Here is a 26,658-nt window from a genome sequence, read left to right as displayed (position 1 = left end):
CTTAACTGCCGCCTGCCTGAAGCCGGCGGCAGTTTTCACGCGGCGGCGCAGATCGCCTGAAACAGCGACAGGCACAGCCGGTCGCATTCCTCGTCCACCGGCAAAGGTTGCGAGGACAGCTTGGCGATGACCACGCCGGCGGACGGATCGACGTAAAGCCATTGGCCATGCACGCCGATCGCGGCGAAGGCCCCGCTCGGATATCCCGTCTGATACCATTGATTGCGATAGCGCCCGTCGGGAAGCCAGAAATTGCCGCCCCCCAGCCAGGCCTCGGAACTGCCGCCGGTCCTTGTCGTGTCCTCGACCCAGGCTTCCGGCAGCACCTGTTGTCCGGTCGGCGATCGCCCGCCATTGCGCATCATCTCGCCGACGCGCGCGAGATCGCCCGCCGTCATCGATATGCCGCCGGCCGCGCGCGGTGCCCCGGCCCCATCGACGGTGATCGATGCGTCCTGCGCCGCGCCCATCGGTTTCCACAGCCTCGCCGAGGCGAAATCCGCATAACGCTGCCCGCAGGCCCGCTCGACCACCAGACCGAGCATGTCCGAGTTCGGCGACTTGTAGGAAACGGCACCGCCATGGTCGCCCGGGCCTTTTTTCAGCGAGGCGAGGAAATCCACGAGATTAAGCGAAGGCTGGCCCGCCTCGGCCGGATGCCAGAGAACGGCCCGGCGATAGCGGCCGTAATTGCCCGACGTATCGAGATAATCCTCCTCGAAATCCAGGGTGATGCGCATGTCCAGCAGATGGCGCACGGTGGCATCCGCATAGACCGAGCCCGCAATTTCCGGGACATAGAGAGAAACGGGTGCCTCCGGATCGAGCAGCCCGTCGCCCTCAGCAAGACCGGCCAAGAGACCCGTGATCGACTTGCTGATCGAAAACACGATATGCTGATCTTGCGGGCCGAATTCGGCTGCGTAATAGTCGGCGATCACGCGGCCATGTTTCATGACGACGAGGGCATCCGTGGAACTGCGCAGCAGCGCTGCGGCATGTGTCGCCAGAATGCCGCCCGGATCGCCGACCGTCTCGTCCGCCGCAGGAGCCGACGCCCGGATGCGCATAGACGGGACCAACTCGCCGACATTGCGAAAGGCCCAGACGTTGCAGGGCGCCTGCCGCCAGTTGTCCAGCCGCACGGCATCGCGTTCGAAACCGTATCGGGCGGCAAATGAAGATGGGGGCATTGTGTCTGACGTCCTCGATCAAGCATATCTCATTCTCGACAGGCCTTCGAAGGCCTGCCGGATGCACGGAGACAACCATGCTGCGATCCCTTGAGCAACTGCGAAAACCGAGCGACACGGCATCGCTGATCGCCGCGGACGACGAGCACATGGCGCTCATCGGCGGCGGAAAAGACTACGCCGTGCCATGGCACTGGCACGACGGATACATGGTCATGATCCCGAGCAGCGGCGTGATCGAGCTCTCGCATGAAGGCCAGCCGCGCGGCCTCTGGCTGTCGCAGGATCGCTTCATCTTGGTCCCGCCGGAGCGCGCTCACACGACCCGCGCCGGTCTGGGCGCCACCGCGCATGTCGCGCTCTATGCGGCGCCGGACGCCTTGCTGCGGCTGGTCGATACGATCGGCTCGCGCGCGGCGTTCCGCCGGCGCGCCGGCGTGCCCGTGCAGATCGCCCGGACGTCGGCCATTCGCGCCATCCAGGCCCTGCTCACGCGCAAAGATCTCGGGGAATCAAACAGTTCCGTTCGACGAAAGCTGTCCTCCGCCTTGCTGACGCAATGCCTCATGGACGTCTTTTCCGGCAAGCCGCTCTCCACCGCCACCCCGCAGAACCATGGCACCGCCCTGGTCGAAGACGTCAAATCTTTCGTCCGCCTTCACGCGGAGCGCGACCTTCCGCTCGACCAGCTTGCCCAGCATTTCGGGGTGTCCCGGCGCCACCTGACGCGGCTGTTTCGGGACGCGGCCGGCCGGTCGATCGGGCAGTTCCAGCAGGAGGTGCGCATTGAAAATGCGGTCCGTCTTCTGCAGGAGACGGATCTGCCCATCGGCGAAATCGCCTACAGGATCGGCTTTGAAAGCAGCGCGGCACTGGCGCGCGCCATGCGGCACCTGCTCGACCGATCCCCCTCGGATGTGCGGTCGGGCATGGCCCGTTCGGTCAAGGCGTAAGGCTCGCCGGGCATGCCGCGGTAGCGGCATTCCCCCCTATCCTGGCCCGTAACGCCCGGCCGGAGGAACAATATATGTTTGAGAATCGCGATCTTCATTTCGTCAGCGTCTTCTACGGCGGCCCGAACGGTGGCAATCCGGCGCCGATCGTGCTCGATGCGGACGGCATGTCCGATGCCGACATGCAGCAGGTTGCGCGCGCCTTCGGCCACGAAAGCGGCTTCGTCATCAGCCCGCCGGCCGGCGCGGATTACGACCTCGCGCTTCGCTTCTGGGTGCCGAACCATGAAATGTCCATGTGCGGCCACGCCACCGTCGGCGCCATCTGGTTGCTCCAGCATCTCGGGCGCCTGGAGAAGGACCACCTCGACATCCAGACGAAAAGCGGCCGGGTTCAGGCGCGGATTCTGGATGCCGAATCCGTCGAGATTTCGCAGCCGGCAGGCACGATCGAGCCTGTGCCGAACGAAGACATAGCCGAAATCCTGAGCGTGCTCGGCATCGAGGAAAAAGACCTCGCTCCCTTCCCCATCCAGAACGCCTGCACGAGCCGGGTAAAAACGCTGGTGCCTCTGGCAAGCCCCGATATTCTGGACAACCTCCAGCCCGATTACACGCGCATCGAGGCGATCTGCACGAGGATCGGCTCCACGGGCCTCTATCCCTATGCTGCGGTCGATCGCACCAAACAGGTTTTTGACGCCCGCCAGTTCCCGCAGTCGTCAGGCTATCCCGAGGACGCGGCGACGGGGATTGCGGCCGCAGCGCTGTCCTTCGGCCTGCTGGCGAACGGGCTGGTGGAAGCCTCCCCCCGCACAATCACCATCCGTCAGGGCCGGGCGATGTTCCGCCCTTCCGAAATCTCGGTCCGTTTCAACGTCGACAACGGCCGGGCCACCGGCTGCTGGCTTGGTGGCCGGGTGCGCATGGACGGTGGCGAAGCCACCGCCGCATGAGGCGTCGTCAGGGAGAGAGATACGGCATCACTTCCACGGCGCCGCGATAGATCATGTCGAGCGAGACATAGAGGATGATCGCGAGGCCGACATAGGCGATCCAGCGGTGCTTGTTGAGCAGGCGGGCGATGAAGTTCGCCGCGATGCCCATCAGCGCGATGGAGAGCGCGAGGCCGACGATCAGCACGCTCGGATGTTCACGCGCGGCACCGGCGACGGCGAGCACGTTGTCCAGCGACATGGAGACGTCGGCGACGACGATCTGCGTCGCGGCCTGGAAGAAGGTTTTTCGCGGGGCGCCTTCGACGTCCACGCCCTCCTCGCTATTGTGGCCGGCATGCAGTTCACGCCACATCTTCCAGCAGACCCACAGCAGCAGCAGGCCGCCAGCGAGAAGAAGCCCGATGATCGCCAACAGGTGCACGGCCACCGTGGCGAAGGCGATGCGCAGCAGCGTTGCCGCGATGATGCCGACAAGGATCGCCTTCTTGCGCTGCGCGGGCTCCAGTCCCGCCGCCGCAAGGCCGATGACCACGGCGTTGTCGCCAGCGAGAACCAGATCGATTGCGATGACCTGCAAAAGCGCCGTCAGACCGGCTGATGTAAATATATCCATGCGTCCCCACCCTCAGATATGCATCGACTGCCGGGTAAGCGACTCGGGTATCTCTTGTCCGAGCGACTCCTCAGCCTCTTGCGATCAGTACAGCGTCGGGTTCGCGTTTTGCAAGGTCCAGCATTGTGGTGGGCAACAGGCCGCGGCTTGGGCGCAGGGGGAAATCCGCGGGCGCATGCCACGGATCCTCCGCCTTCATCGAGGCCTCCGGCTGCTCACACGGCGGTAAAGCCGCCGTCCACCGTCATTTCCGACCCCGTCATATAGGACGCTCCATCGGATAGCAGGAAGGCGACGGCTTCCGAGACTTCTCGCGGCTGGCCGATGCGCCCCATCACCGTGACGCCGACCAGCATATCGTGCTTGCTCGGATCGGCCTCGTATTCCGCGGTCATCGGCGTGGAGATCGTGCCGGGATGCACGGAATTGACGCGGATTCCGAACTTCGCGTAATCGACGGCGACGCCCTTGGTGAGAAGGCGGATCGCGCCCTTGGTGGCGCAATAGGCGCTCATGCCCTCCATATTGGCCACATGCCCAGAAATCGAGGACACGTTGACGATCGAGCCGCCGGCCTTCATGGCGGGAAGGACGTGTTTGCAGCCGAGGAACGTACCCTTTACGTTGATGTCGAACAGGGCGTTCCAGTCGGCCATGTCGATGTCGGTGATCGTCTTGCGGATCAGGATGCCCGCATTGTTCACGAGCCCGTCGATCCTGCCGTGCTCCGCCATCGCCCATGCGACGCAGGCCTTCCACTGCTCTTCGTCGGTGACGTCGAGCGTGCGGAAATGGGCCTTGCCGCCTGCAGCGACGATGTCTTGCGCGACGGTTTCACCGCGCCTGTCCATGTCGGTGATCAGCACCGTCGCACCGCGTTCGGTAAAGAGCCGTGCATGGGCCTCGCCCATGCCCTTGGCACCGCCGGTGATGAGAATGATCTTGTCTTTCAACATTGTATACGCTCCGCAATCCTGGCCGGGATCGACCGGGAGTGTCCTCCCGGTCGCGCTGATGGTCAGTTCTTCAGGAATTTGTCGGCATTGGCCGGGGTGATCTCGATCCACGGCACGTCATATTGCTTGGCCGTGCCGCCGGCCCAGGTCATGTCGCCCTGCCAGATATCGGCCTTCGGCTCGTAGCTCTCGCCGACGACCGCGCGCAAGGCGAGGTCGAGCGCGCCCTGCCCCTCGTGATGGGCCGACTTGAACAGCGTGAACAGCCCGTGCGACTTCACGGCGCGGATGCCGTCCTGGATGCCGTCGATCGCCACCACCTTCACCTTGGCCGTGTCGAGCCCCTTGCCTTCGATCGCCTGGATCGCGCCGAGCGCCATCTCGTCGTTCTCGGCGATCACGCCGTTGACGGCGTCGCCATAGAGCGAGAGCCAGTTCTCCATCACCGCCAGTCCCTCGGCGCGCGACCAGTTGGCGGTCTTCGAGGCGAGGAGTTTCAGCTCCGGGTTCTTTGCCAGCACGCCGTCGATGCCCTCGCGGCGCAGGAGTTGCGGCGAGTTGCCGATCGGGCCTTCGAGGATGACCACGTTGCCCGCGCCCTTCAGTTCGCTTGCCATGTGTTCGGCGATGATGCGGCCGCCATCGACATCGTTGGTGCCGATATAGGCGAACATCTGGTCCGAATTGGCCTTCGTCACCGCGCCGATGACCGGGATGCCGGCTGCGGCGGCGCGCGCCACGGGTGCGGTCGCGGCCTCGGAATCGATCGGCGAGAAGATGATGGCATCGACCCGCTGGGTGATCAGCGTGTCCATCTGGTTGCTCTGGACGGAGGCATCGAAGCGGCCGTCGAGGACGGTGATCTTGACCGTGCCGTCCTTGACGAGCGGGTGCTGCTCGATCTCGTTGACAAAGGTCGACATATATTCCGGCAGGCCGAAGGGCATCAGCGCGATGCGGTATTCGGACCATGCGGACTGCGTCGACATCAGCGTCAACGCGGCTGCCATGAGGGCGAGTTTCTTCAGTTTCACAGACATATCCTCCCGAGGTTCTGTGGTTGGTAGAAGTCTAGCGGCGACGCCCGACATCGAGCAGGACGGCGCCGACGATGATCAGGCCCTTGACGACCTGCTGGTAGTAGGAAGAAATTCCCAAGAGATCCAAACCGTTGTTGATGGTGCCGATGATCAGCGCGCCGAAGACGGTGCCGATCAGCGTGCCCTTGCCGCCGGAAAGGCTGGTGCCGCCGATCACCACGGCCGCGATGGCGTCGAGTTCATAGGCGATGCCGGCCTGCGGCAGGGCGGCCGTGGAGCGGGCGGTGAGGATGACGCCGGCAAGCGAGGCGAGCACGCCGGAGACGATGTAGGTGAGTGCGGTGACGCGGCGGGTGCGCACGCCGTTGGTGATCGCGGCCCGTTCGTTGCCGCCAACCGCATAGACATGGCGGCCGAACACGGTGTAGCGCAGCACGAACCAGCAGACCGCGAAGACCATCGCGAGGGCGACGATCGGCACCGGAATGCCGAGCACCGCGCCGTTGCCGAACCACAGGAACGGCTGCGACAGGTTGGAGATCGGCCGGCCATCCGTGTAGATGAAGGTCAGGCCGCGCGCGGCACTCAGCATGCCGAGCGTCACGACGAAGGCGGGGATGCGCAGATAGGCGGTGAGCGCGCCGTTGACGAGGCCGGCGACAAAACCGGTGGCAAGGCTTGCCAGCAGCGCGACGCCGATGAACGAATGGTCGGGCGTCACCGAAAAACTCGCCGCCACCGCGCCGCAGAGCGCCATGACCGACCCGACGGACAGATCGATGCCCCCGGCGAGGATCACGTAGGTCACGCCGATCGCCAGGATGCCGTTGATCGCGGTCTGGCGGATGATGTTCGTCCAGTTGTTCCAGGTCAGGAAGAACTCGCTCGACAGCGTGAGCACGATGCAGAGCAGCACGAAGACGATCAGGATGCCCTGGTTCTGCAGGATGTTGCGGACGGTCGCGCCGAATTGCGACAGGGCCGGATTGCCCGGCTTACGAAGACTTTCACTGTTCATGGACATTTTCCTCCCCCTCCTCGAGGCTGAGGCTCAAGGATGCCTCGTGCAAAAGCGTGCGCTGGTCGCACTGGGCGGCGCGCACGAAGCGCTTCAGCCGGCCCTTCTTGAAGATCGCGATGGAGCCGCAGAGCTGCAGCAGTTCCGGCGCCTCGGAGGAACAGACGAGCACCGCCCCGCCCCCCGCCGCAAAATCCCGCAGGAGCTGGTAGATCTCCTGCTTGGCGCCTTCGTCGATGCCGCGGGTGGGCTCGTCGCAGATCAGCACCTTCGGCTGCGAGGCGAGGCAGCGCGCCACCACCACCTTCTGCTGGTTGCCACCGCTCAAGGCCGCGACTTTGAGACCATCGCCGCTGGCGCGCACTAACAACCGCTTGATCATGCCGGCGCTCAGCGCCTTCTCGCGTCCGCGCGCGATCATGCCGAACCGCGCCAGGCTGCCGAGCACAGGCATCGAGATGTTGTGCCGGATGGAGGCTTCGAGATTGAGCCCGGTGTCCTTGCGGTCTTCCGTCACCATGGCCATGCCGGAGGCGATCGCCACATCCGGACGCTGGGCCGGAAGGACGGTGCCGCAGAGCCGCACCACGCCTTCGCTGCGCGCGCCAATACCGTAGACGGCGTTCAGGAATTCGCTGCGGCCCGAGCCCATCAGGCCGTAGATGCCAGTGATCTCGCCGGCGCGCAAACGGAGGCTGATGTCGTGGAACTGCTGGCGATGCGACAGGTGCTCCACGTCGAGCAGGATCGGCGCGTCGTCTGCCTTCGCCCCCGCGGCTTCGCTGCGTGTCGGCATCTCGTGGCCAATGATCAGTTCCACCAGGTGACGCCGGTCGATCTCCGCCATGTTGCCGCTGGTGATATAGCGGCCGTCGCGAAAGATCGTGTAGCGATCGGCGATCTCGAAGAGCTCTTCGAGCCGGTGGCTGACATAGATGACGCCGACGCCGCTGGCGGTGAGGCGTCGGATGGCGTCGAACAGGATCTGCGTTTCATGCTCGCCGATGGCCGAGGTCGGCTCGTCCATGATGAGGATGCGCGCATTGCGGCTGATGGCGCGTGCGATCTCTACGAGCTGGGTCTGCGCCAGCGAGAGCTGCGCCATCTTTCGCGCTGCATCGACGTCGAAATGCAGTTCGGCCAGAAGTTGACGCGCATTGCGCAGCATTGCCGCATGATCGACAAGCCCTCCGCCGCGCCGCGGTTCCCGGCCGAGAAAGATGTTCTCGGCCGCGGTCATGTCGGGCACCGGGGAAAGCTCCTGCGTGATGATGGCGATGCTTTCGGCCAGCGCGTCGGCCGGCGAGCGGAAATTGACCTCCCGGCCGTGGATGCGCACCGTCCCCTCATCCCGCTGGAGCAGGCCCATGAGGATGTTCAGGAAGGTCGATTTGCCCGCGCCATTGCCGCCGCACAGCGCCAGCACCTCACCGGGGGCGAGCGTGATCTCGCCGTTGACGAGGGCCGGCACGCCGTCGAAGGATTTGGAGACGCCGCGCGCCTCCACCAGGTATTGGGTCATGGCAAGCCTCCGCTCGTCCAGAGAGGATCAGCTCGCAAGATAACCGCCGTCGATGACCAGCTCGCTGCCGGTCATGTAGGAGGACTCGTCGGAGGCGAGGAAAAGCACGCCGTTGGCGATCTCTTCGGCTTTCGCCGGACGACCAAGCAGGGACGGCCCGAGCAGCGCTTTGGTGGCGACCGGGTCGTTGACGATGTCCTTCGACAGATGGGTGATCGTCAGGCTCGGATGCACCGAATTGACCCGGATACCGTCCTTGGCCACTTCCGTCGCCGTCGCCTTGGTCAGCAGGCGCACGGCGCCCTTGGAGGCGACATAGGCAACCGCGTCCGGGAAACCGACGATACCCCAGTTCGAGCTGATATTGACGATCGAGCCGCCGCCTGCCTTGCGCATCAGCGGGATTGCGGCGCGCGACCCGAGGAACACGCCCTTGGCGTTGATCGAGAAGGTCCTGTCCCAGGCGGCGCTGTCGGTGTTTTCCGTCGTGCCGGAAAGGTAGATGCCGGCATTGTTGATCAGGATGTCGGCCTTGCCGAATTTTTCCCCGACGGATTTCTGGAGCTTCGCCCAGTCTTCCTCGGAGGCGACGTCGAGGACGTGGAACTCAGCCGTGCCGCCGGCCGCTTCGATGTCCGCGACGACCTTTTCACCGTCTTCCCGGTTGATGTCGGTGACAATAACCGTCGCGCCTTCGGCCGCGAGCCGGAGCGAGAAGGCCCGCCCCATGCCGAGCGCGCCGCCCGTTACGATCGCCACCTTGCCCTCGACGCGGCCCTGAGATGCGGTTTGACCCTTGTTCGACATCGGATGCTCCTCCTTGCTTTCCTGACGATGATCGCCAGCCTCGCAAAAGAAGGAGCAGGAAGCGTGCCAACTCTTAAAATCGTTCTATTTCAATTACTTACTGAAAGTAACCGTGTCGCAAGCCTTGGACACAGCGACAGGGGCGTGTCACATCTGCGACACGCCCTGCGCCTCACGGCGCGGACGCCATGCGGATCAGGCCGAGCGCGGAAATCCGGCGATGCAACGTCGCGCGCGAGATGCCGAGCCGCTGGGCGGCAAGCTTGACGTTCCAGCCGCTCTGCTGCAACGCCAGCTCGATGATCTGGCGTTCATTGCCGGTCACATCGGCCGGGCCGCCGGCGCCGTCCGCCTTGAAGGGCGGCGGGAGATCGCGAAGCGAGATCGTCGCCGTTTCGGCCAGCGTCGCCGCGAAGCGGGCCACATGTTTCAGCTCCCGGATGTTGCCGGGCCACTGGTAGGCGAGCAGGATTTTCAGCACAGCCGGATCGATGCGGGCATCGGGAATGCCGGCCTCGGCGGCCTCACGCAGGAGAAAACGCTCGATGACGAGGTGCCGGTCGGACCGCGCCCGCAGCGGCGGTACGCTCAAGGTCGCGCCACTGAGCCGATAGAACAGGTCCTGCCGGAAGCGCCCTTCCTCGACGAGCTTCGGAATGTCGTGCAGGCTAGCCGAGATCAGCGAGAACTGCACCTTCGTGTGCTCGGTCGCACCGAGCGCGACGAACTCCCCGTCCGACAGCACCTGCAAAAGCCGCGTCTGGAGCGCCAGCGGCATGTCACCGATCTCGTCGAGAAACAGCGTGCCGCCATCGGCTTCGGCGATCCGCCCTTTCGAGCCCTGCTTGGAGGCGCCGGTGAAGGCGCCGGGCCGGTAGCCGAACAGCTCGCTTTCGATGAGTTCCGGGGGAATGGCCGCGCAGTTGATGGAAACGAACGGCCCCTTCGACCAGGCGCTCGCCTGGTGCAGCGCCTTGGCGAGCGCCGTCTTGCCGGAGCCGGTCTCGCCTTGCAGCAGCACGGGCAGGCGGCGATCGACGAGCTTCTGCATGCGCCCGATCTGGAGCGCCATCGCCGGATCGTCGCCGACGAGAAGCTTCATGTCCGGCGCCTGCACCGCCGCCTTGGGCAGCACGCGCGACGCCGTTGCGGCCAGCGCCGGCCGCTTGTCGGATTCGGCAAGGCGGATGAAGAACCGGTTGCCGTTGACCTCGATCTCCGCCGATTCCGCACTTGAAAAGACGTTGCGGCCGGCACCGGTGACGTCGAACAGCGACTGGCCGATCAGGGACGTGTTTTTGCGCGACAGGAAGCGCAGCACGTCCGGCGTCGCATCGACAATGCGACCGGAGGAATCGAGCGCCATGCGCATCTCGACGCCCACATCGGAAAAATCCTCGTATTGCGAGACGCGCAGCAGGTCGCGGCCCGAGTGGCAGCGCGAGAAGAAGCGGTTCTCGATGCGGCGCGCGGCACGGCGCACGACCTCGCTGACGATCGATTGCACGGAATGGTCGCTCGGCCGCGCAGTGCTGACGTTAAGCGCTGCCGCGACCTTGCCGCCACCGCCGAAGATCGGCGCGACGGTGCAGCTAAAATCGACGAGGCGCTCGTCGAAATGGTTGTCCATGACGATGGAGACGGGCTTGGCCTCGGCAAGACAGGTGCCGATTCCGTTGGTGCCCTGCAACTCCTCCGACCAGACCGCACCGAGGATCAGGCCGGAATCGGCGCATTTGCCGGCGGACGGGTTTTGCGAGCGGAACAGCACAGTGACGCCGCGACCATCCGTCAGCGAGACGATGTAGTCATGCGCGACGAAACGGGTGAACAGGCGCTCCACTTCCGGCATCGCGACCGCGATGAGGTCCTCCACCCGCTCCTGGTAGCTTTTCAGCTCCGTCTGCGTGACGACGGTCGGGAAGGCCACCTTGTACGGGTCGAGTCCGTACTGTTCGACGCAGCGCTCCCAAGAGGCGACGACGCGCGACAGATGCGGCTGGTTGGCGCCCTGCAACCGCGCCGACTGGCCGAGCGCGGAGATGACCGTGTGCGAATGGTTTGTCGTGGCAGTCATGGTTACGTCCTCCCGACGCCCTCAACCGGATAATGTTCGGCGTGGTTCCTTACGCGCGAATTGTCGCCGTCCCGCCCGTGACGTCAACAGCACATCCTTGTGAAACCGATAGCACGAAGCCGCCGCTTCTGTCATTTCGCGCAATGCTCATAGAGCCCGCCCGCGCCTGCAACACCAGGCTGTCGCAGCCGTGTCGCACTGCGACAGTGCCATGGTTCGCAAGGCCCCGTTTTCCGGTGCACGCCCAGTTGGCACGGAAACTGCTGTGCTTTTGGCGAAGCACAATCGTCCGGAGGAAACCATGTCGAAGAAGGCGCTCGTCGTCGGTGCAAGCGGTGTGATCGGTCACGCCGTCGTCCGCTATCTCGAAACCTGTTCCGATTGGAGCGTGATGGGAACCGCGCGCAACGAGGCCCCGGCCTTCATGTCCGGCGTTCCGTGGATCGCGGCCGACCTTGCCGACCCGGCATCGCTTGCATCCCATCGTGAGGCCCTCTCCGATGTGACGCATGTCTTCTACGCGGCCTACGTGCCGGACCGCGACCTCGCACAGGAGGCCCGCCACAACGCGGCGGTGCTGGCGAACCTGCTGGATGGGCTCGCCGGTGCCAGGGCGCCGATCGAGCGGGTGGTGCTGTTCCAGGGCGGCAAGGTCTATGGCCTGCATCTCGGGCCGGTGAAGACGCCGATGCGCGAAGACGATCCGCGCCACATGCCGCCGAATTTCTATTACGATCTCGAAGACACGCTGGCGGGATATTGCGCGCGGCATGGCTGGACCTATTCGCTGCTGCGCCCGGACGTCGTTCTTGGCGCCATCGGCGGCAAGTCGCTGAACCTCGCCATGGTCATCGGTGCCTATGCGGCAATCTGCCGGGAGCTCGCCGTGCCGTTCCGCTTTCCGGGGTCCGCCGCCGGCTACGGCGTGCTGATGCAGGCGACCGATGCCGACCTGCTCGCCCGCGTCAGCATCTGGGCGGCGACGGCGCCGATTGCCGCGGGCCAGGCCTACAACGTCACGAACGGCGATCTCTTCCGCTGGGACCAGCTCTGGACAGCGCTCGCCGATCACTACGGGCTGGAAATCGGCCCGCCCCTGTCGATCCGCCTCGTCGACCACATGCGCGACAAAGGCCCCTTGTGGTCGGCGATGACGGAGCACTATTCCCTCACCCCCGCACGCTACGAAGACGCCATCCCCTGGGGCTTTGGCGACTGGGTCTTCCACACGGGCTTCGATGTCGTTTCCGATCTCACCAAGTTGCGCATCCACGGCTGCCATGAAATCCGGTCGACCGAGGCGACGTTGATCGAGAAGATCGGCCAGCTCCAGGCCAAGCGGCTCATCCCGCCGCTCCAGAACTAGAGGAACACACGATGGACGCATTCGAGACCTGGCCGAAGGCCCTGACCGAAGAATTCGCCGCCAACCAGCAAAACGGCCGTGTCGGCGGAAAACTGGTTTCGGAGACCGAGACGCTGCGCATCTGGCATCTCCATATCCCCCCGGGCGAACGCCTCGGGTTCCACCGCCATGTGCTGAACTATTTCTGGACGGCGCTGGTGCCCGGCCGGGCGCGCAGTCACTACGGCGACGGCCGCATCGCCGAGGCCACCTATAACGCCGGCGAGACGAAACACTTCACCTTCGACGCCGGCCAATCGATGATCCACGACCTGGAGAACATCGGCACCGAGCCGCTCGTCTTCGTCACGGTCGAGTTCAAGCAGAGCGCAAACCAGCCCCTGCCCTTGTGAGGCCGCAAGAAGGCTGATCGTTTTCGCGATGCCTGCGCCGCTGCCGGCGACTACGGATCAAGGGATTTGAGATAGGCGATGACGTCAGCCGCGTCACCGGCTTTCAGGCCGGTGAAGGCCATGCGTGTTTTGGGGATCATCTTCCTGGGGCCGGCGAGATAGGTGGCGAGCGTTGCCTCGTCCCATTTCAGGCCTCCTGCCGCCGCTTCCTTCATCGCGTCGGAATATTTGCCGTAGTCGGCAAGCGAGGCGGCGGGGCGGTCGACGATGCCGACGAGATGCGGGCCGACCTTGTTCATCGGCTTGTCGGCGCTATGGCAGGCGGTGCATTTCTTGAAGACCAGGGCGCCCGCTTCCGCGGATCCTTCCGCGGCATGGGCGGCGAAGGGCAAGGCGAGGCCCGCGAGGACGGCGATTATTCTCATGCAGCGATAGGCTCCGCGTCGAAGAACGGCAAAAGGTGGCCGGCCGAAGCCGGCCAGAGGTGGCACGGCTCGATGGAGCCGCACGCGATCACCGGCCGCCCGGAGGCGACCGGGGAGGATCGCGGTAAACCTCAGATCGAGCCGGCCCCCATCTCCTTGGCGATGTAGTCGGCCTGGCGGATGGCGAGCGTGACGATGGTCAGCGTCGGGTTTTCCGCCGCCCCCGTGGTGAACTGGCTGCCATCTGACACGAACAGGTTCTTGATGTCGTGCGTCTGGCCCCATTTGTTGACGACACCGTCCTGCGCCTTCTCGCTCATGCGGTTGGTGCCGAGATTGTGCGTCGAGGGATAGGGCGGCGTCGGGAAGCTGCGCGTCGCGCCGACCGCCGCATAGAGCGCCTCGCCCTGCTTGTAGGCGTGGTTGCGCATGGCGACGTCGTTCGGATGGTCGGTGAACCAGACGTCCGGGATCGGCATGCCGTATTTGTCCTTCAGCTCGCCATGCAGCTTCACGACATTCTGTTCCTGCGGCATGTCCTCGCCGACGATCCAGAGGCCCGCCATGTTGGCATAGCTGTCCATCGCCGAGGCGAAGGGACGGCCCCAACCACCGGGGTCGAGGAAGGCCGCCATGAAGGGTACGCCGAGCGCCAGCGTCTCCAGCTCGTAGCCGCCGACGAAGCCGCGCGACGGATCGTGTTTCGCCTCGTCGCGCACGATGCCGGCCATGGTGGTGCCGCGGTAGAAATGCACCGGCTTTTCGAACACGGCATAGACCGAGCCCGTCGTGTGGCGCATGTAGTTCTTGCCGACCTGGCCGGACGAATTGGCAAGCCCGTCCGGATATTTGCTCGATGCGGAATTGAGGAGCAGGCGGGGGCTTTCGATGGAGTTGCCGGCGACGCAGATGATGCGGGCCTTCTGGCTCTGAAGCTTGCCGTCCTTGTCGGCATAGACAACCGCCGTCACCTTGCCGCTATCGTCATGCTCGATCTTGACGACATGGGAATTCGGCCGCACTTCCAGCCGGCCGGTCGCCTCGCCCTTCGGGATTTCCGTGTAGAGCGTCGACCATTTGGCGCCCCATTTGCAGCCCTGGAAGCAGAAGCCGGTCTGCTGACAGCTCATGCGGTCGTCGCGGTCGGCCGAGTTGATCGCCATGTTGCCGGTGTGACATTCCTTGTAGCCGAGCTTGTCGGCGCCGGCCTTCAGGATCTTGAAGTTGTTGTTGCCGGGCAGGCCCTCGATGCCGTTGGTGCGGGTCACGCCCATCTTGTCTTCGGCCTTGGCGTAGTAGGGCTCCAGCTCGGCGAGCGTCACCGGCCAGTCGAGCAGGTTCGCGCCCTCGACCTTGCCGTAGTTGGTGAGTGTCTTGAACTCATGCTCCTGGAAGCGCAGCGATGCGCCGGCCCAGTGCGTCGTGGTGCCGCCGACGGCCTTGACGATCCAGGCCGGAAGGTTGGGAAAATCCTTCGAGACGCGCCAGCCGCCGCCGGTCGTGCGGTGGTCGAGCCAGGCGAGCTGGGAAAAGCTGTCCCACTCGTCGTTGATGAAGTCTTCATGTTCGATGCGCGCACCGGCTTCGAGCACGACGACGTCGATGCCCTTCTGCGCCAGTTCATTTCCCAGCGTGCCGCCGCCGGCGCCCGAGCCGATGATGACGACCACGCTGTCGTCGTTGAGATCATAAGGAGCTGCCATGGTTTCCTCCCGAAACATGTGCGGTCGGCGTCAAAGCCGCGGTCGCGCCTCCTCCGGCGCGTTCCGTCAGACCGCCGTCAAAGCCATTCGATGTCGTCGAAGCCGCGGGCGATGTAGCCGCCCTTGGAATAGGATTCGCCCTCGTAGCCGAAATGCGGCCAGAGCTCCTTCTGGTTATAGAAGGAGACGACGAGGTCGCCGCGCACCGCCTGGAAGAAGGGGGTGCCCTCGATGTCGTGCAGGATTTTCACGCGATCATCCTCCCAGCCGAGACCGCGATAGCCGCCCTCACCCGCCCGCTTGTCGAGATCGGCGATGCCCGCCTCGATCAGCTCCTTGTGCGCAGCATCCGTGCCGGCCTTGGTGTCGTGGCCCTTCACCGCGATGGCGTAGAAGCGGTCGGCGACCGTGTCGTGCGGATAGATGTCGCGGGCGAGCTTGATCAGCGTCGCCATCGTTTCCGGCTTCAGCGCCGTCGTCTCCATGCCCCAGGCCTTGTCGGGGCTGATCACCGCCCTGCCGGAGATGATGAGTGCAGCGCCGATCGTGCCGCGCTTCAAAAGCTCGCGGCGGGAAAGTCCCGGGCGCTGCTCGTAGATCGTCGTCATGTCAGGTTCCTCCCATTGCGTTTGAGACCGGCGGCCCTCCTCCGGCCGCCAGCCCGTTCATTTGAAGCGGCCGTGCCGTTGCAGGACTTCGATCCTGTAGCCGTCCGGGTCCGTCACGAAGAAGAAGCGGGCAAGAAGGCCGCCGTCGCGGTTGAACTCGACGATCTTGCCGGTGGTGAAGCCGAGCCCGGAGATGCGGGCGTGCTCGCCGTCGAGGTCGGAAACCGACACGGCGAGATGGCCGTAGCCGTCGCCGAGATTGTAGGCTTCGGTGCGGCCCTTGTTGATCGTCAGTTCGAGTTCGAATTCGCTTTCGGCATTGCTCATGTAGACGAGCGTGAAGGTCTCGAAGTCGAGCCTGTCGGCGACCGCGAGCCCGAAGGCCTTGTTGTAGAAATCCACGGACCGGTCTTCATCCAGAACACGGATCATCGAATGAATGGACTTTGCCACGCTGCCCTTCCCCTGCTTGCAGTTCGACTTGTGGAGGGAAGATTGCGCCCGGAATCACGGCCGTGGGTAGCAGCCCATTACCGCACGTCGTTTTTCATTTCTGGAGTTTTAAGCGAAGGATTTTTCTTGTTTCACGGCGACACAGGATGATTTGACCAAATTCAAGGGCCGCCGCATAATCGCCTGTATAAAAACAAGACTGGAGGATAAACCATGTGTGAGGTCTTTGCGGGCCAGGACCCGCAACGCTATCGGCCTGTCAACCGCTCGGTGCGGATCGGCGGCCATTCGACGAGCATCCAGATCGAAGCGGCCTTCTGGGACCTGATCGACGAGATGGCCATAGGCCAGGGTCAGTCGACATCCCGCTTCCTCTCGACGCTCTATGACGAGGCTCTGGAAATCAACGGTTCGGTGTCGAATTTCGCCTCGCTGCTGCGCACGAGCTGTCTCATCTACATCATGGGTGGCGCGAAGAAATGCGACGGCGCACGGGAATTCCACATCGTCGCCGCCGAGTAGACGGAATGATCAGAACCGCAGGCTGATGCCGGCACGGCGCAGCAGCCAGTAGAACAGCGCGGTGGCGCCGACGCCGAGCGCCATCGCCCAGCCGAATCCGGATTCACCCACGCTGAACGGCAATCCGGCCGTGTTCATGCCGAACACGCCGACGACCAGCGTGCCGGGGAGCAGCAGCGCGCTCATCACCGCCATCGCCCGCAGGCTACGGTTCGATTCGTCGGCCAGTTCCGCCGCCATTTCTTCCTGGAGCAGACGGGCGCGGTCGTTGACCATGACGATTTCGCGGTCGAGCCGCTCCAGCCGCAGCGAAAGCCGGTGCAGCACGGCATGGGTCGCCTCGGAGAGCGCCCAGTCCTCGCGGTCCTCCTCCTCGAACAGCGCCACCATGCCCGCCACCGGGCGATGCAGCGACACAGCCAGCCGGCGGACTTCCTTGAGGCTGCGGCGCTCGTCGCTCAACCGCTCGGTGACGATGCGGTCTTCCACCGCGTCGAGCAGGCGGGTCGCCTCGTTGAGCCTGAGATTGGTGTTCTTGCAGAAGGCAGCGACGATGCCCTCGAAAAGCTCGCAGGCCGTTGCGGGTGAAAAACCTTCGGCAAAGGATCGCCGCACCCGGTCCACAGCCTCCAGCGGATGCCGCCGTCCGGTGACGAGCAGCCGGTCGGTGAGCGCGAAATGCATGCGGCCGATCGTGGTCGACATGCGGTCCATATCCATCTGCATGTCGGCGACGACGCCGTGCAGCGTGCCGGCCTCCTGGCCGAGCACCAGACTTTCGTCATGTCCGTCGAGAATGGCGCGCGCGGTAGCGGGCAAGGGGCAATGGCCGGCAAGCCAGCCCTGCATGCGCTGGTCGACGAGATCGACATGTAGCCAGACCCAGCCGTCTTCGGCGCCGAGCGCCGGACCGATGTCCTGGGGCGCAAGCGGCACCACGCGTTCGCCGGGACGCGCCCGCCAGGCCCCGATGAGGCCCGGCGGGTGTTCCTTGTCCATCTCAGGGAGGAGATTCAAATAAAATGCTCCATCCGTGTCCTTGCCGGTATGTCAGTAGACCTCCGGCACATACATGTCGTCCGGCGGGGAATGGCGGATGTAATTGTCATTCCGCACGCGTTCCGGCAGCTCGATCGGAGCCTTCGGCACATCTTGATAGGGAACCTGCGTCAGGAGATGGGCGATGCAGTTCAGCCGCGCCTTCTTCTTGTCCACCGCCTCGACGATCCACCAGGGCGCCTCGGGGATGTGGGTGCGCTCCAGCATCTCTTCCTTGGCCTTGGTGTAATCTTCCCAGTGGACACGGCTTTCCAGGTCCATCGGCGAGAGCTTCCACTGCTTCAGCGGATCGTGGATGCGCATGCGGAAGCGGAATTCCTGCTCGTCGTCGGTGATCGAGAACCAGTATTTGATGAGGATGATGCCGGAGCGCACCAGCATGCGCTCGAATTCCGGCACCGAGCGGAAGAACTCTTCAAGCTCTTCGGCGTTGCAGAAGCCCATGACGCGCTCGACACCGGCGCGGTTGTACCAGGAGCGGTCGAACAGCACCATTTCGCCGGCGCTCGGCAGATGGGCCGCATAACGCTGGAAATACCACTGGTTGCGCTCGCGCTCGGTGGGCGCCGGCAGGGCCACGACGCGGCAGACGCGCGGGTTGAGGCGTTGGGTCACGCGCTTGATGGCGCCGCCCTTGCCGGCGGAGTCGCGGCCCTCGAACAGCACCACGACCTTCAGCTTGTTGTGCTGCACCCAGTCCTGCAGCTTGACCAGCTCGTGCTGGAGACGGAACAGCTCGCGGAAATAGATGCGCCGCTCGATCGTCTGCGGCGCGGGTTCGGACATGCCCTCGGAGACGAGCGCGTCCAGCTGCTCCTCTTCCATCTGCATTTCCAGCTCCTCGTCGAAGCTGTCGGCGATTTCGGCCTTGATGCGGCTCAGATGATCGTTTTCGAACATGATCGGAATCCATTTGCCCGGACGCGCGGCAGGTCACCAAGCCAGTCGATCGACCGGTCTTATCCCGCCACCAGAACTTATTAGGAAGCCCGCATGATGTTTTTGTGACAGTGCGCCGCAAAACCCCTGCCCGGCCGGGCGGAGGTCGAAGGACGGGTCACTTTCCGGCCAGGATCAGTTTGCCTTGTCGAGAAATGCCCGGACCATTGTCGTCGTGGCTTCGGGATTTTCCTCCATGATCCAGTGGCCAGAATCGGGCACCACCCCTTCGGTCACGTCGCTGGCGGCGGCCCGCATCACGGTCGCCATCATGGGGCCGAACGACTTCTCGCCGCCGATCGCCAGCACCGGCATCGTCAGTTTGCCGCCGGCGGCCAGGAAGGCCCGGTTGTCGATCGCGTCCTGGTCGAAGGCCGCGAACTGCGCGAAGCCCGAATGCATGGCGCCCGGCAGGGCATACAGCTTGGCATAGTGCTCGCGCGACGTTTCGGTAAAGCGGGCGGGCGTCGCCGAGAACTCGTTCCAGAAGCGATCGAGATAGATGCGTTCACGGCCGGCGACGAGGCGCTCCATGTCCGGCCCGCCGAAACGGAAATGCCAGAGCAGCGGGTTTTTCAGGATCTCTTCCCACGGGCCAACACCGGGCACCGGCGCATCGATCAGCACGAAGCTTTTCGTCCGCTCGGGATGCGCGGCGGCGAAGGCGAAGCCCACCATGTTGCCGATATCGTGCGTCACCAGGTCGATCTCTTCGACCTTCAGCGCATCGAGCACGCCGGCGACGTCGCCGGCCTGGGTCTTCTTGTCGAAGCCGCCGTCAGGCTTGGAGGAAAGGCCGAGACCGCGCAGGTCCGGCACGATGACCGTGTGGTCGCGGGCAAGATCGGCCGCCATCGGCGCCCACATGTCGCCGGTCTCGCCGTAACCATGCAGCAGGACGACGGCCGGCCCCGCGCCGCCGACGCGGACATGGATGGTTGCGCCGTTGGTGGTGATCTCCTGCGTCTTGAAGGACGCCGGAAAGGCGGGGACCTCGGCGCCGGCAGGTGCGGCGAAGGCGAGCAGTCCCAAGGCAAGGATGGTTTTCAACATTTTGGTCTCCCACCTAGCGGGAAGGCGATCCGATCGACCGCCGCTTTCAGCCCGTTGGTGAAGCATGACTATCACCGAACCGTCGTTCGCATTAGCCAACCAACGGCGGATCTCGCTTCCGGGTTTGCCGAACAATCGGATAGCGTGTCAGCCGGCCCCCTCCTCCCAATAGGGCGGGTCGCCGAAGGCCGCCTTGAGATGATCCGCCAGCGCGCGAAGCTTGACCGACGAGCGGCGTCCTTCGGGATGCGCGAGATAGATGAATTCCGGGCTCGGCCGCACGCCGACATCGATGAGCTTCAGGTTGCCGGCGCGAATATCCGGCCCGGCAATGAACAGCGGCAGCAGCGCAATGCCGAGGCCGGCAACCGCCGCGTCACGCAGCATGTCGCCATTGTTGACCCGCAAGCCCACCCGTGCCCGGACGATCTCGATGCCGTCAGCCGTCGCGAAGCGCCAGTCCGCCACGCCGCGGTTCGTGTAGAAGACGCCCTTGTGCCCGTCCAGTTCGGCCGTCGTCGCCGGTATGCCATTGCTGGCGAGATAATCGCCGGAAGCGACCAGCACGCGGCGACTTGGCGCCAGCCGCCACACCATCAGGCGGGAATCGTCGATCGTCCCGTGGCGCAGCACGCCGTCATAGGCACCCGAAGCGATGTCGACGCGGCGGTCGTCGAGGTCGAGCGACATTTCGATTTTCGGATTGGCCGCCAGGAACGGAAAGAGCGCCGGCCCGAGATGCAGCCGGCCGAAGGTGACGGGCGCCGAAATGCGCATCGGACCGGCAAGCGTGCCGCGACGTTCGGCAAGATCGGTCGCCGCTTCCGACACTTCCCTGAGGATGCGCGTGGCGCGTTCGAGGAAGGCGGCGCCATCCTCAGTGACCGACATCCGCCGCGTGGTGCGGTGGAGCAGCGTTGCGCCAAGGCTGCGCTCCAGCTCCGCCAGCCTTTCGCTGACCACCGATTTGGAAAGCCGCAGCGTGCGCGCCGCCTCGCTGATCGAGCCCGCTTCGGCGACCGCCACGAAACTTGTTATGCCGTCGAGCTTCATCGTTCGGTTTTTCCGGAAAATAGATCTGCCTTCGGCATTGTAGTGCGAACGCGCGGCCTGCGCCATATTCGCCTTCAGCAAACAGCAACATTCCTCGAAGGAACAACGATCATGGACAGGCTCAACGGCAAACGCGCTCTCATCACCGGCGGCACCAGCGGCATCGGGCTGGAAACGGCACGTCAATTCCTGGCGGAAGGCGCGCGCGTCGCCGTCACCGGCACCAATCCGGAAACGCTGGAGGCCGCACGCAAGGAACTCGGCGACGGCGCTCTGGTGATCCGGGCGGACGCCGCCGATGTCGACGGCCAGAAGCAGGTTGCGGCAACCATCAAGGAGGCCTTCGGCGGCCTCGACATCCTCTTCGTCAATGCCGGCGTCGCGCTGCTGAAGCCCGTCGGCGCCTGGGACGAGGCCGCTTTCGACCGCGTCTTCGACATCAATGTCAAAGGCCCGTATTTCCTGGTGCAGGCGCTGCTGCCGATCCTCGCCAATCCGGCTTCGATCGTGCTCAACACCTCGGTCAACGCCCATATCGGCATGCCGAATTCCAGCGTCTACGCCGCCTCGAAGGCTGCGCTGCAATCACTGATCCGCACGCTGTCCGGCGAGTTGATCGGCCGCGGCATCCGCGTCAACGCCGTCAGCCCCGGCCCCATCTCGACGCCGCTCTACGGCAAGCTCGGCTTCAACGAGGCCGACCTCAAGAATGTCGCCGAGAGCATCAAGGGCCTGGTCCCGGCCGGCCGCTTCGGCACGCCCTCGGAGATCGCCAAGGCCGTGGTCTTCCTCGCCTCTGATGAAGCCGCTTACACCATTGGCAGCGAGATCATGATCGACGGCGGCATGGGAACGCTGTGAGTCACGATACCTTCGAGGAGCACTCGTAGACGACCCGGTCGGTAGCATCGTCGACGCCGGCGAGGCTGACGTCATAGCCCCAGAGCCGGCGGATATGGGTCAGCGTCGCGTCGCGCCGGCCTTCGTCGAGCAGAATGCCGTTCTTGATGCGATGGCGCAGGCGAAGCTGCCGGTCGCCGAGCAGGTCGACATCGATGACCTGGATGTCCGGGCGGTTCGCGCCCGGATCATAGTTGCGCGCAAGGCCGGCGCGCACGGCGGAATAGCCCCGTTCGTCGTGGATGGAGGCGACTTCGCAAAACGTGTCGGCCGAGCGGTCGGAGAGCTGGAACAGGCGGAATTTCCGGATCAGCGCCGGGCTAAGATATTGCAGGATGAAGGATTCGTCACGGTGGTTCTCCCAGGCGTCCTTCAGCGTGCCCATGCAGTCGCCATTGCCGGCGATGTTGGGAAACCAGTCGCGATCCTCCGCCGTCGGCGCCGTGCAGATGCGCTCGATATCCTGCATCATGGCAAAACCCAGCGCATAGGGATTGATGCCGGAAAAGCGGGGATCGTCGAAGTTCGGCTGGAAGACGACATTGGCGTGACTTGCCAGCAGTTCCAGCATGGCACCCTCGCTCATCCGGCCCTGATCGAACAGCCGGTTGATGATGGTATAGTGCACATAGGTCGCGCACCCTTCGTTCATCACCTTGGTCTGGCCCTGCGGGTAGAAATACTGCGCGATGACGCGAACGATCCGGAGGATTTCCCTTTGCCAGGGCTCCAGGATGATGCTGTGCTTCTCCAGGAAATAGAGCAGGTTCTCCTCGGGAAGGTTCAACACCTTCTTGCGCTCACCGGCCTCGCGCTCTGCCTCCTCCACGCCGACGCTGCCGGTCGCCGTCGGCAGCGTGCGCCACAGGTCGCTATAGGTCTGCTCCTCGTATTCCAGCCGTTCGCGCGCCCGCTCCCTGACCTTTTCCGATGAAAGCCGCGGCGGACGGCGATAGTGGAAGACGCCCTGATCCATCAGGGCATGCGCCGAATCGAGGATTTCCTCCACGGCGGCAAGGCCGTGCCGCTCCTCGCATTTGGCGATGTATTTCTTGGCGAAGTCCATATAGCCGAGGATCGCGCCGGCATCCGTCCATTGGCGGAACAGGTAGTTGTTCTTGAAGAAATGGTTGTGCCCAAAAGAGGCATGCGCGGTCACCAGCGCCTGCATCGGCATGGTGTTTTCGTCCATCAGATAGGTGATGCAGGGATTGGAATTGATCACCAGCTCATAGGCGAGCCCGCGGCGGCCCTTGCGGTAGAGCTCGTTTTCGAAGACGAAGCGCTTACCGAACGACCAGTGCTGGTACATCAGCGGCATGCCGACCGACGAATAGGCATCGAGCATCTGTTCGGAGGAGATGACCTCGATCTGGTTGGGATAGACGTCGAGCCCCATCTCGCCGATGGCGATTTCCTTGATCGCCTCATAGGCGCGCGAAAGCGTCGTAAAGTTCCATTCGGAACCTTCGAACAGCAGGTTGGAAGCCGGCTCTTTTGCCATCCGTTCCTCCTTCACCGGCGCAGCTGGTCGGGCTGGTTCCGGGCAAAGAGTTTGCGGAAGACCGGATAGATATCCGACGGCCGCGCGATGCGCGTCATCTGGAAATTCCGCACCGCGCCGTCGACCGTCCGGTAGGCCCGCCACAGCGACGTGCCGTTGTCCGTCGTGCCAAAGATCTCGCTTTCGCGCTCGTCGATGATTTCGACATAGGCGTAATATTGGCAGAGCTTCATCAGCGTATCGCGCAGCAGCGTGGCACAGCGCTCGGAATCGCCGCTGGCATTGTCGCCGTCGGACGCCTGGGCCGCGTAGATGTTCCAGATATTCGAGGGATAGCGGTCCGTGATGACACGCACCATCTCCTCCAGCGCGGTGGAAACGACCGTGCCGCCGCTCTGCTTGCTGAAGAAGAAGGTCTCCTCGTCGACTTCCCGTGCCTCGTCCGTGTGGCGAATGAAGACGATTTCAATGCGCTCGTAGCGGCGCTTGAGAAACAGGTGCAACAGGACAAAGAAGCGCTTGGCGAGATCCTTTTCGCGCTCGCCCATCGAGGCGGAGACGTCCATCAGGCAGAACATCACTGCGCTCGCATTGGGCAGGGGCTGGCGTTCGAACCGGTTGAAGCGCACGTCGACGGGGTCGACATAGGCGATCCGCCGACGCCGCCGCTCCAAAAGGTCGAGGTCCTCACGCAGCTGTTTCAGACGCTGGCGCTGCTGGCGGGAAGGCTCCGTCTCGGCTTCGAGCGCGGCGATCTCCTCGCTAAGCGCCGCGATTTCCTTCTCGCCCGGCCGCCGCAGGGCGATACGCCGGCCGAAGCTGTTGCGCATCGTTCGCCCGACATTGATGTTGCTCGGCGTGCCCGATGTGGTGAAGCCAACGCGATGGGACTTGTAGGTGACGGTTTCCTTGAGGTTCAGCTTCACCATGTCCGGAAGCTCCAGATCCTCGAAGAAGAGGTCAAGCACCTCCTCGCGCGACAGCACGAAGAGGAAGTCGTCCGCATCCTCGCCACGCCCACGGCCACGCCCGCCTCCGCCGCCAGCGCCCGCCTCCGGCTTGCGGATGCGGTCTCCCGGCGAAAAGACTTCGTTTCCCGGCAGCACATAGTTGCGCTCGCCGCTGCCCCCGGAATGCTGGAAGCTTGGCTCATCCGCGCCCCGTTTAGGAATGGGAACGCCATGAGCGGCGTCGATATCGGCGATCTTCTCCGACTTGACCTTGTCGCGGATCGTGCGCTTCAGCTCGTCGTGCACCCGTTTCAGGAAACGCCGCCTGTTGCCGAGACTCCGGTCCTTCGGGTTAAGCCGGCGATCGATGAAATTCGGCATGCGCCATCCCCTACTCCAGCCCCAAATCCGATACTCTTAGCCGGCCTTGTTGACGCGCATGTACCAATCGACGAGCCGCCGGACCTGGCGCACGGTATAGCCCCGCTCGGTCATGCGCTGGACGAATTCGGCGTGCTGCTTTTCAGTCGCACCATCCTTCTTCGAGCCGAAGCTGATGACCGGCAGGAGGTCTTCGACCTGGCCGAACATACGCTTCTCGATCACCTCGCGAAGCTTCTCGTAGCTGGTCCAGGCGGGATTGCGCCCGCCGTTTCGGGCACGGGCGCGGAGCGTGAATTTCACGACCTCGTTGCGGAAGTCCTTCGGGTTGGCGATGCCGGCGGGTTTTTCGATCTGCGAGAGTTCGCTGTCGAGGATCTCGCGGTTGAGTATTTGGCCCGTATCGGCATCCTTGAAATCCTGGTCCTCGAGCCAGGCATCGGCATAGGAAATATAGCGGTCGAACAGGTTCTGGCCGTATTCGCTGTAGGATTCGAGATAGGCCTTCTGGATCTCGTGGCCGATGAATTCGGCATAGCGGCTGGCGATTTCGGAGCGGATGAAATCGAGATAGTTCGCCTCGACCTCCTTGGGATATTGCTCGCGCCGGATCGCCTGCTCGAGGATGTACATCAGGTGAACCGAGTCGGCCGCGACCTCCTTCGTGTCGTAGTTGAAGGTCTCCGACAGCACCTTGAAGGCGAAGCGCGTGCTGACGCCCGTCATGCCCTCGTCGACACCGGCGGCATCGCGATATTCCTGCAGGGATTTTGCCTTCGGATCGGTATCCTTCAGGTTCTCCCCGTCATAGACGCGCATCTTGGTGTAGGTCGGCGAGTTTTCATGCGGCGTAAGGCGCGTGGCGACGGTGAAGCGGCTCAGGTTCTCCAGCACTTCCGGCGCGCAGGGGCTGGCGGAAAGTTCGCTCTCGCGCAGCAGCTTTTCATAGATCAGCCGCTCCTCGGTAACGCGCAGGCAATAGGGCACCTTGACGACCAGGATACGGTCGAGAAACGCCTCATTGTTCTTGTTGTGCTTGAATTGCAGCCATTCCGACTCGTTGGAATGGGCGAGCACGATGCCCTGGAACGGGAAGGCGCCGAAATTCTCCGTGCCGTTATAGCTGCCTTCCTGCGTGGCGGTGAGCAGCGGGTGCAGCACCTTGATCGGCGCCTTGAACATTTCGACGAATTCGAGAAGCCCCTGCGTCGTGCGGTTGAGGCCGCCGCTATAGGAATAGGCGTCGGGATCGGCCTGGCTGTAGTTTTCGAGCTGGCGGATATCGACCTTGCCGACCAGCGTGGAAATGTCCTGGTTGTTCTCGTCGCCCGGTTCCGTCTTGGCGATGCCGATCTGGCGCAGCCGCGAGGGCATGAGCTTGACGACACTGAATTTCGAGATGTCGCCGTTGATCTCGTCCAGCCGCTTCGTCGCCCAGGGCGAAATGAGCCCGGTGAGCCGGCGTTGCGCGATGCCGTATTTGTCTTCCAGCAGCTCGCCCATGCGGTCGCGACTGAACAGGCCGAGTGGCGATTCGAAGACCGGGCTGATCTTGCCGTCGATGGCGAGCGTGTAGATCGGCTGCTGCTCCATCAGCTTCTTCAGCCGCTCGGCAAGCGAGGATTTGCCGCCGCCGACCGGGCCGAGCAGATAGAGGATCTGCTTGCGCTCCTCCAGCCCCTGCGCCGCATAGCGGAAATAACCGACGATCCGCTCGATCGTATCCTCCATGCCGTAGAAATCGGCGAAGGACGGATAGATCTTGATGGTGCGGTTGGCGAAGACGCGGCCGAGACGCTCGTCGGCGCTCGTATCGACCAGCTTCGGTTCACCGATCGCCGCCACCATGCGCTCCGGCGCCGTGGCATACATGCTCTTGTCATCACGGCAGGCTAGGAGATATTCCTGCAGGCTCAGCGCCTCTTGCGCTTCACTTGCGTAAGTCTCTGAAAAAAGGTCGAAAATATCGCTGCCACTGGTTCGCATAGAACCCTCCTGCGGTCGCCGGGCGATATCGCCGTCGTAGTCGCCCGCCATCTCAGTTATTAAACGGATCAGGAGCGGGTTTTGTTCCCCGACTCCGGCTGCAACACATGCCGAATCTTAAGCGCAAACAAAGGCGAAACGACGTTCTAACAGGCCACGTTCAATCAATTCCAAGACTGCGCCCATCCAAAGCCATGCAAGGAGAGGCGTCGACTCAGTATGATAT

Annotated in this window: 25 protein-coding genes; 6 read left to right on the top strand and 19 right to left on the bottom strand. The window is 63.8% G+C overall.

From position 1 onward, the window contains the following. Positions 1–35: 35 nt before the first annotated feature. Positions 36–1,193 carry a serine hydrolase domain-containing protein gene (locus tag AC1RWL_RS04795; RefSeq protein WP_493093007.1) on the bottom strand — a complete coding sequence of 386 codons (1,158 nt, stop codon included), beginning with the start codon at positions 1,191–1,193 and terminating at the stop codon, positions 36–38. 77 nt (positions 1,194–1,270) lie between these two features. Here AC1RWL_RS04795 and AC1RWL_RS04790 point away from each other — a divergent pair, with 77 nt between their 5' ends. Continuing rightward, positions 1,271–2,146: an AraC family transcriptional regulator gene (locus tag AC1RWL_RS04790; protein WP_493093008.1), complete on the top strand. Its 876-nt coding sequence runs from the start codon at positions 1,271–1,273 to the stop codon at positions 2,144–2,146. Between the two features lie 74 nt (positions 2,147–2,220). Next, positions 2,221–3,102 (top strand): PhzF family phenazine biosynthesis protein, encoded by an 882-nt coding sequence (locus AC1RWL_RS04785; RefSeq protein WP_493093009.1) that lies wholly within the window; start codon positions 2,221–2,223, stop codon positions 3,100–3,102. Between the two features lie 7 nt (positions 3,103–3,109). Here AC1RWL_RS04785 and AC1RWL_RS04780 read toward each other — a convergent pair whose 3' ends face one another. From AC1RWL_RS04780 to AC1RWL_RS04750, 7 genes are all read right to left on the bottom strand, one after another. Further along, positions 3,110–3,718 carry a TerC family protein gene (locus tag AC1RWL_RS04780; protein ID WP_493093010.1) on the bottom strand — a complete coding sequence of 203 codons (609 nt, stop codon included), beginning with the start codon at positions 3,716–3,718 and terminating at the stop codon, positions 3,110–3,112. 215 nt (positions 3,719–3,933) lie between these two features. Further along, positions 3,934–4,674, bottom strand: a complete 741-nt coding sequence (locus AC1RWL_RS04775) for an SDR family NAD(P)-dependent oxidoreductase (RefSeq protein WP_493093011.1) — start codon at positions 4,672–4,674, stop codon at positions 3,934–3,936. Positions 4,675–4,736: 62 nt separating this feature from the next. After that, on the bottom strand, positions 4,737–5,708 hold the full coding sequence (locus tag AC1RWL_RS04770; RefSeq protein WP_439615269.1) for a substrate-binding domain-containing protein: 972 nt from the start codon (positions 5,706–5,708) through the stop codon (positions 4,737–4,739). Positions 5,709–5,745: 37 nt separating this feature from the next. Further along, positions 5,746–6,732, bottom strand: a complete 987-nt coding sequence (locus tag AC1RWL_RS04765; protein ID WP_493093012.1) for an ABC transporter permease — start codon at positions 6,730–6,732, stop codon at positions 5,746–5,748. Next, the gene (locus AC1RWL_RS04760) at positions 6,722–8,254 is read right to left on the bottom strand and encodes a sugar ABC transporter ATP-binding protein (RefSeq protein WP_493093013.1); all 1,533 of its coding nucleotides are present in this window, start codon (positions 8,252–8,254) and stop codon (positions 6,722–6,724) included. The genes AC1RWL_RS04765 and AC1RWL_RS04760 overlap by 11 nt, the downstream gene beginning before the upstream one ends. Positions 8,255–8,281: 27 nt before the next feature. Then, on the bottom strand, positions 8,282–9,061 hold the full coding sequence (locus AC1RWL_RS04755; protein WP_493093014.1) for an SDR family NAD(P)-dependent oxidoreductase: 780 nt from the start codon (positions 9,059–9,061) through the stop codon (positions 8,282–8,284). Between the two features lie 172 nt (positions 9,062–9,233). After that, complete coding sequence (locus AC1RWL_RS04750; protein WP_493093015.1) at positions 9,234–11,138, bottom strand: sigma-54-dependent Fis family transcriptional regulator; 1,905 nt, start codon at positions 11,136–11,138, stop codon at positions 9,234–9,236. A gap of 301 nt (positions 11,139–11,439) precedes the next feature. Between AC1RWL_RS04750 and AC1RWL_RS04745 the strand changes: the two genes are divergently transcribed. Then, positions 11,440–12,504 carry an SDR family oxidoreductase gene (locus AC1RWL_RS04745; RefSeq protein WP_493093016.1) on the top strand — a complete coding sequence of 355 codons (1,065 nt, stop codon included), beginning with the start codon at positions 11,440–11,442 and terminating at the stop codon, positions 12,502–12,504. Positions 12,505–12,515: 11 nt separating this feature from the next. Then, positions 12,516–12,896: a cupin domain-containing protein gene (locus AC1RWL_RS04740; protein ID WP_493093017.1), complete on the top strand. Its 381-nt coding sequence runs from the start codon at positions 12,516–12,518 to the stop codon at positions 12,894–12,896. 50 nt (positions 12,897–12,946) lie between these two features. On the opposite strand, the gene AC1RWL_RS04735 is transcribed toward AC1RWL_RS04740, so the two are convergent. From AC1RWL_RS04735 to AC1RWL_RS04720, 4 genes are all read right to left on the bottom strand, one after another. Continuing rightward, entirely contained in the window at positions 12,947–13,321 is a 375-nt protein-coding gene (locus AC1RWL_RS04735) for a c-type cytochrome (protein WP_493093018.1), read from the bottom strand. A 131-nt stretch (positions 13,322–13,452) separates the two neighbouring features. Further along, on the bottom strand, positions 13,453–15,024 hold the full coding sequence (locus tag AC1RWL_RS04730) for a GMC family oxidoreductase (protein WP_493093019.1): 1,572 nt from the start codon (positions 15,022–15,024) through the stop codon (positions 13,453–13,455). Between the two features lie 77 nt (positions 15,025–15,101). Beyond that, on the bottom strand, positions 15,102–15,632 hold the full coding sequence (locus tag AC1RWL_RS04725) for a gluconate 2-dehydrogenase subunit 3 family protein (RefSeq protein ID WP_493093020.1): 531 nt from the start codon (positions 15,630–15,632) through the stop codon (positions 15,102–15,104). A 57-nt stretch (positions 15,633–15,689) separates the two neighbouring features. After that, positions 15,690–16,085 carry a VOC family protein gene (locus AC1RWL_RS04720; RefSeq protein ID WP_492647455.1) on the bottom strand — a complete coding sequence of 132 codons (396 nt, stop codon included), beginning with the start codon at positions 16,083–16,085 and terminating at the stop codon, positions 15,690–15,692. A gap of 213 nt (positions 16,086–16,298) precedes the next feature. Between AC1RWL_RS04720 and AC1RWL_RS04715 the strand changes: the two genes are divergently transcribed. Continuing rightward, complete coding sequence (locus AC1RWL_RS04715) at positions 16,299–16,607, top strand: ribbon-helix-helix domain-containing protein (RefSeq protein WP_256114694.1); 309 nt, start codon at positions 16,299–16,301, stop codon at positions 16,605–16,607. Positions 16,608–16,616: 9 nt separating this feature from the next. On the opposite strand, the gene AC1RWL_RS04710 is transcribed toward AC1RWL_RS04715, so the two are convergent. The 4 genes from AC1RWL_RS04710 to AC1RWL_RS04695 all read right to left on the bottom strand — a co-directional run bounded on the left by AC1RWL_RS04710 (position 16,617) and on the right by AC1RWL_RS04695 (position 20,711). Then, complete coding sequence (locus AC1RWL_RS04710) at positions 16,617–17,606, bottom strand: CorA family divalent cation transporter (RefSeq protein ID WP_493158238.1); 990 nt, start codon at positions 17,604–17,606, stop codon at positions 16,617–16,619. A 51-nt stretch (positions 17,607–17,657) separates the two neighbouring features. Next, positions 17,658–18,566 carry a polyphosphate kinase 2 gene (gene ppk2, locus AC1RWL_RS04705; protein WP_435264805.1) on the bottom strand — a complete coding sequence of 303 codons (909 nt, stop codon included), beginning with the start codon at positions 18,564–18,566 and terminating at the stop codon, positions 17,658–17,660. A 174-nt stretch (positions 18,567–18,740) separates the two neighbouring features. Then, positions 18,741–19,658 (bottom strand): alpha/beta fold hydrolase, encoded by a 918-nt coding sequence (locus AC1RWL_RS04700; protein WP_493093022.1) that lies wholly within the window; start codon positions 19,656–19,658, stop codon positions 18,741–18,743. A gap of 147 nt (positions 19,659–19,805) precedes the next feature. Continuing rightward, entirely contained in the window at positions 19,806–20,711 is a 906-nt protein-coding gene (locus AC1RWL_RS04695) for a LysR family transcriptional regulator (protein ID WP_493093023.1), read from the bottom strand. A gap of 111 nt (positions 20,712–20,822) precedes the next feature. On the opposite strand from AC1RWL_RS04695, the gene AC1RWL_RS04690 reads away from it, so the two are divergent. Beyond that, a complete protein-coding gene (locus AC1RWL_RS04690; RefSeq protein ID WP_493093024.1) occupies positions 20,823–21,572 on the top strand; it encodes an SDR family oxidoreductase in 750 nt (249 codons plus the stop codon). Between the two features lies 1 nt (position 21,573). On the opposite strand, the gene AC1RWL_RS04685 is transcribed toward AC1RWL_RS04690, so the two are convergent. The 3 genes from AC1RWL_RS04685 to AC1RWL_RS04675 are packed head-to-tail and all read right to left on the bottom strand — an operon-like array spanning position 21,574 to position 26,432. Then, entirely contained in the window at positions 21,574–23,115 is a 1,542-nt protein-coding gene (locus AC1RWL_RS04685; RefSeq protein ID WP_492647460.1) for a SpoVR family protein, read from the bottom strand. Positions 23,116–23,126: 11 nt separating this feature from the next. Continuing rightward, entirely contained in the window at positions 23,127–24,446 is a 1,320-nt protein-coding gene (locus tag AC1RWL_RS04680; RefSeq protein WP_493093025.1) for a YeaH/YhbH family protein, read from the bottom strand. 36 nt (positions 24,447–24,482) lie between these two features. Continuing rightward, positions 24,483–26,432 (bottom strand): PrkA family serine protein kinase, encoded by a 1,950-nt coding sequence (locus tag AC1RWL_RS04675; protein ID WP_256114704.1) that lies wholly within the window; start codon positions 26,430–26,432, stop codon positions 24,483–24,485. Between the last annotated feature and the right edge of the window lie 226 nt (positions 26,433–26,658).

This window comes from Shinella sp. GW821-FHT10F02 (genome assembly GCF_058809275.1).
Note: the sequence above shows the minus strand (reverse complement) of the source record. Positions and strands in the feature narration are given on the sequence as shown.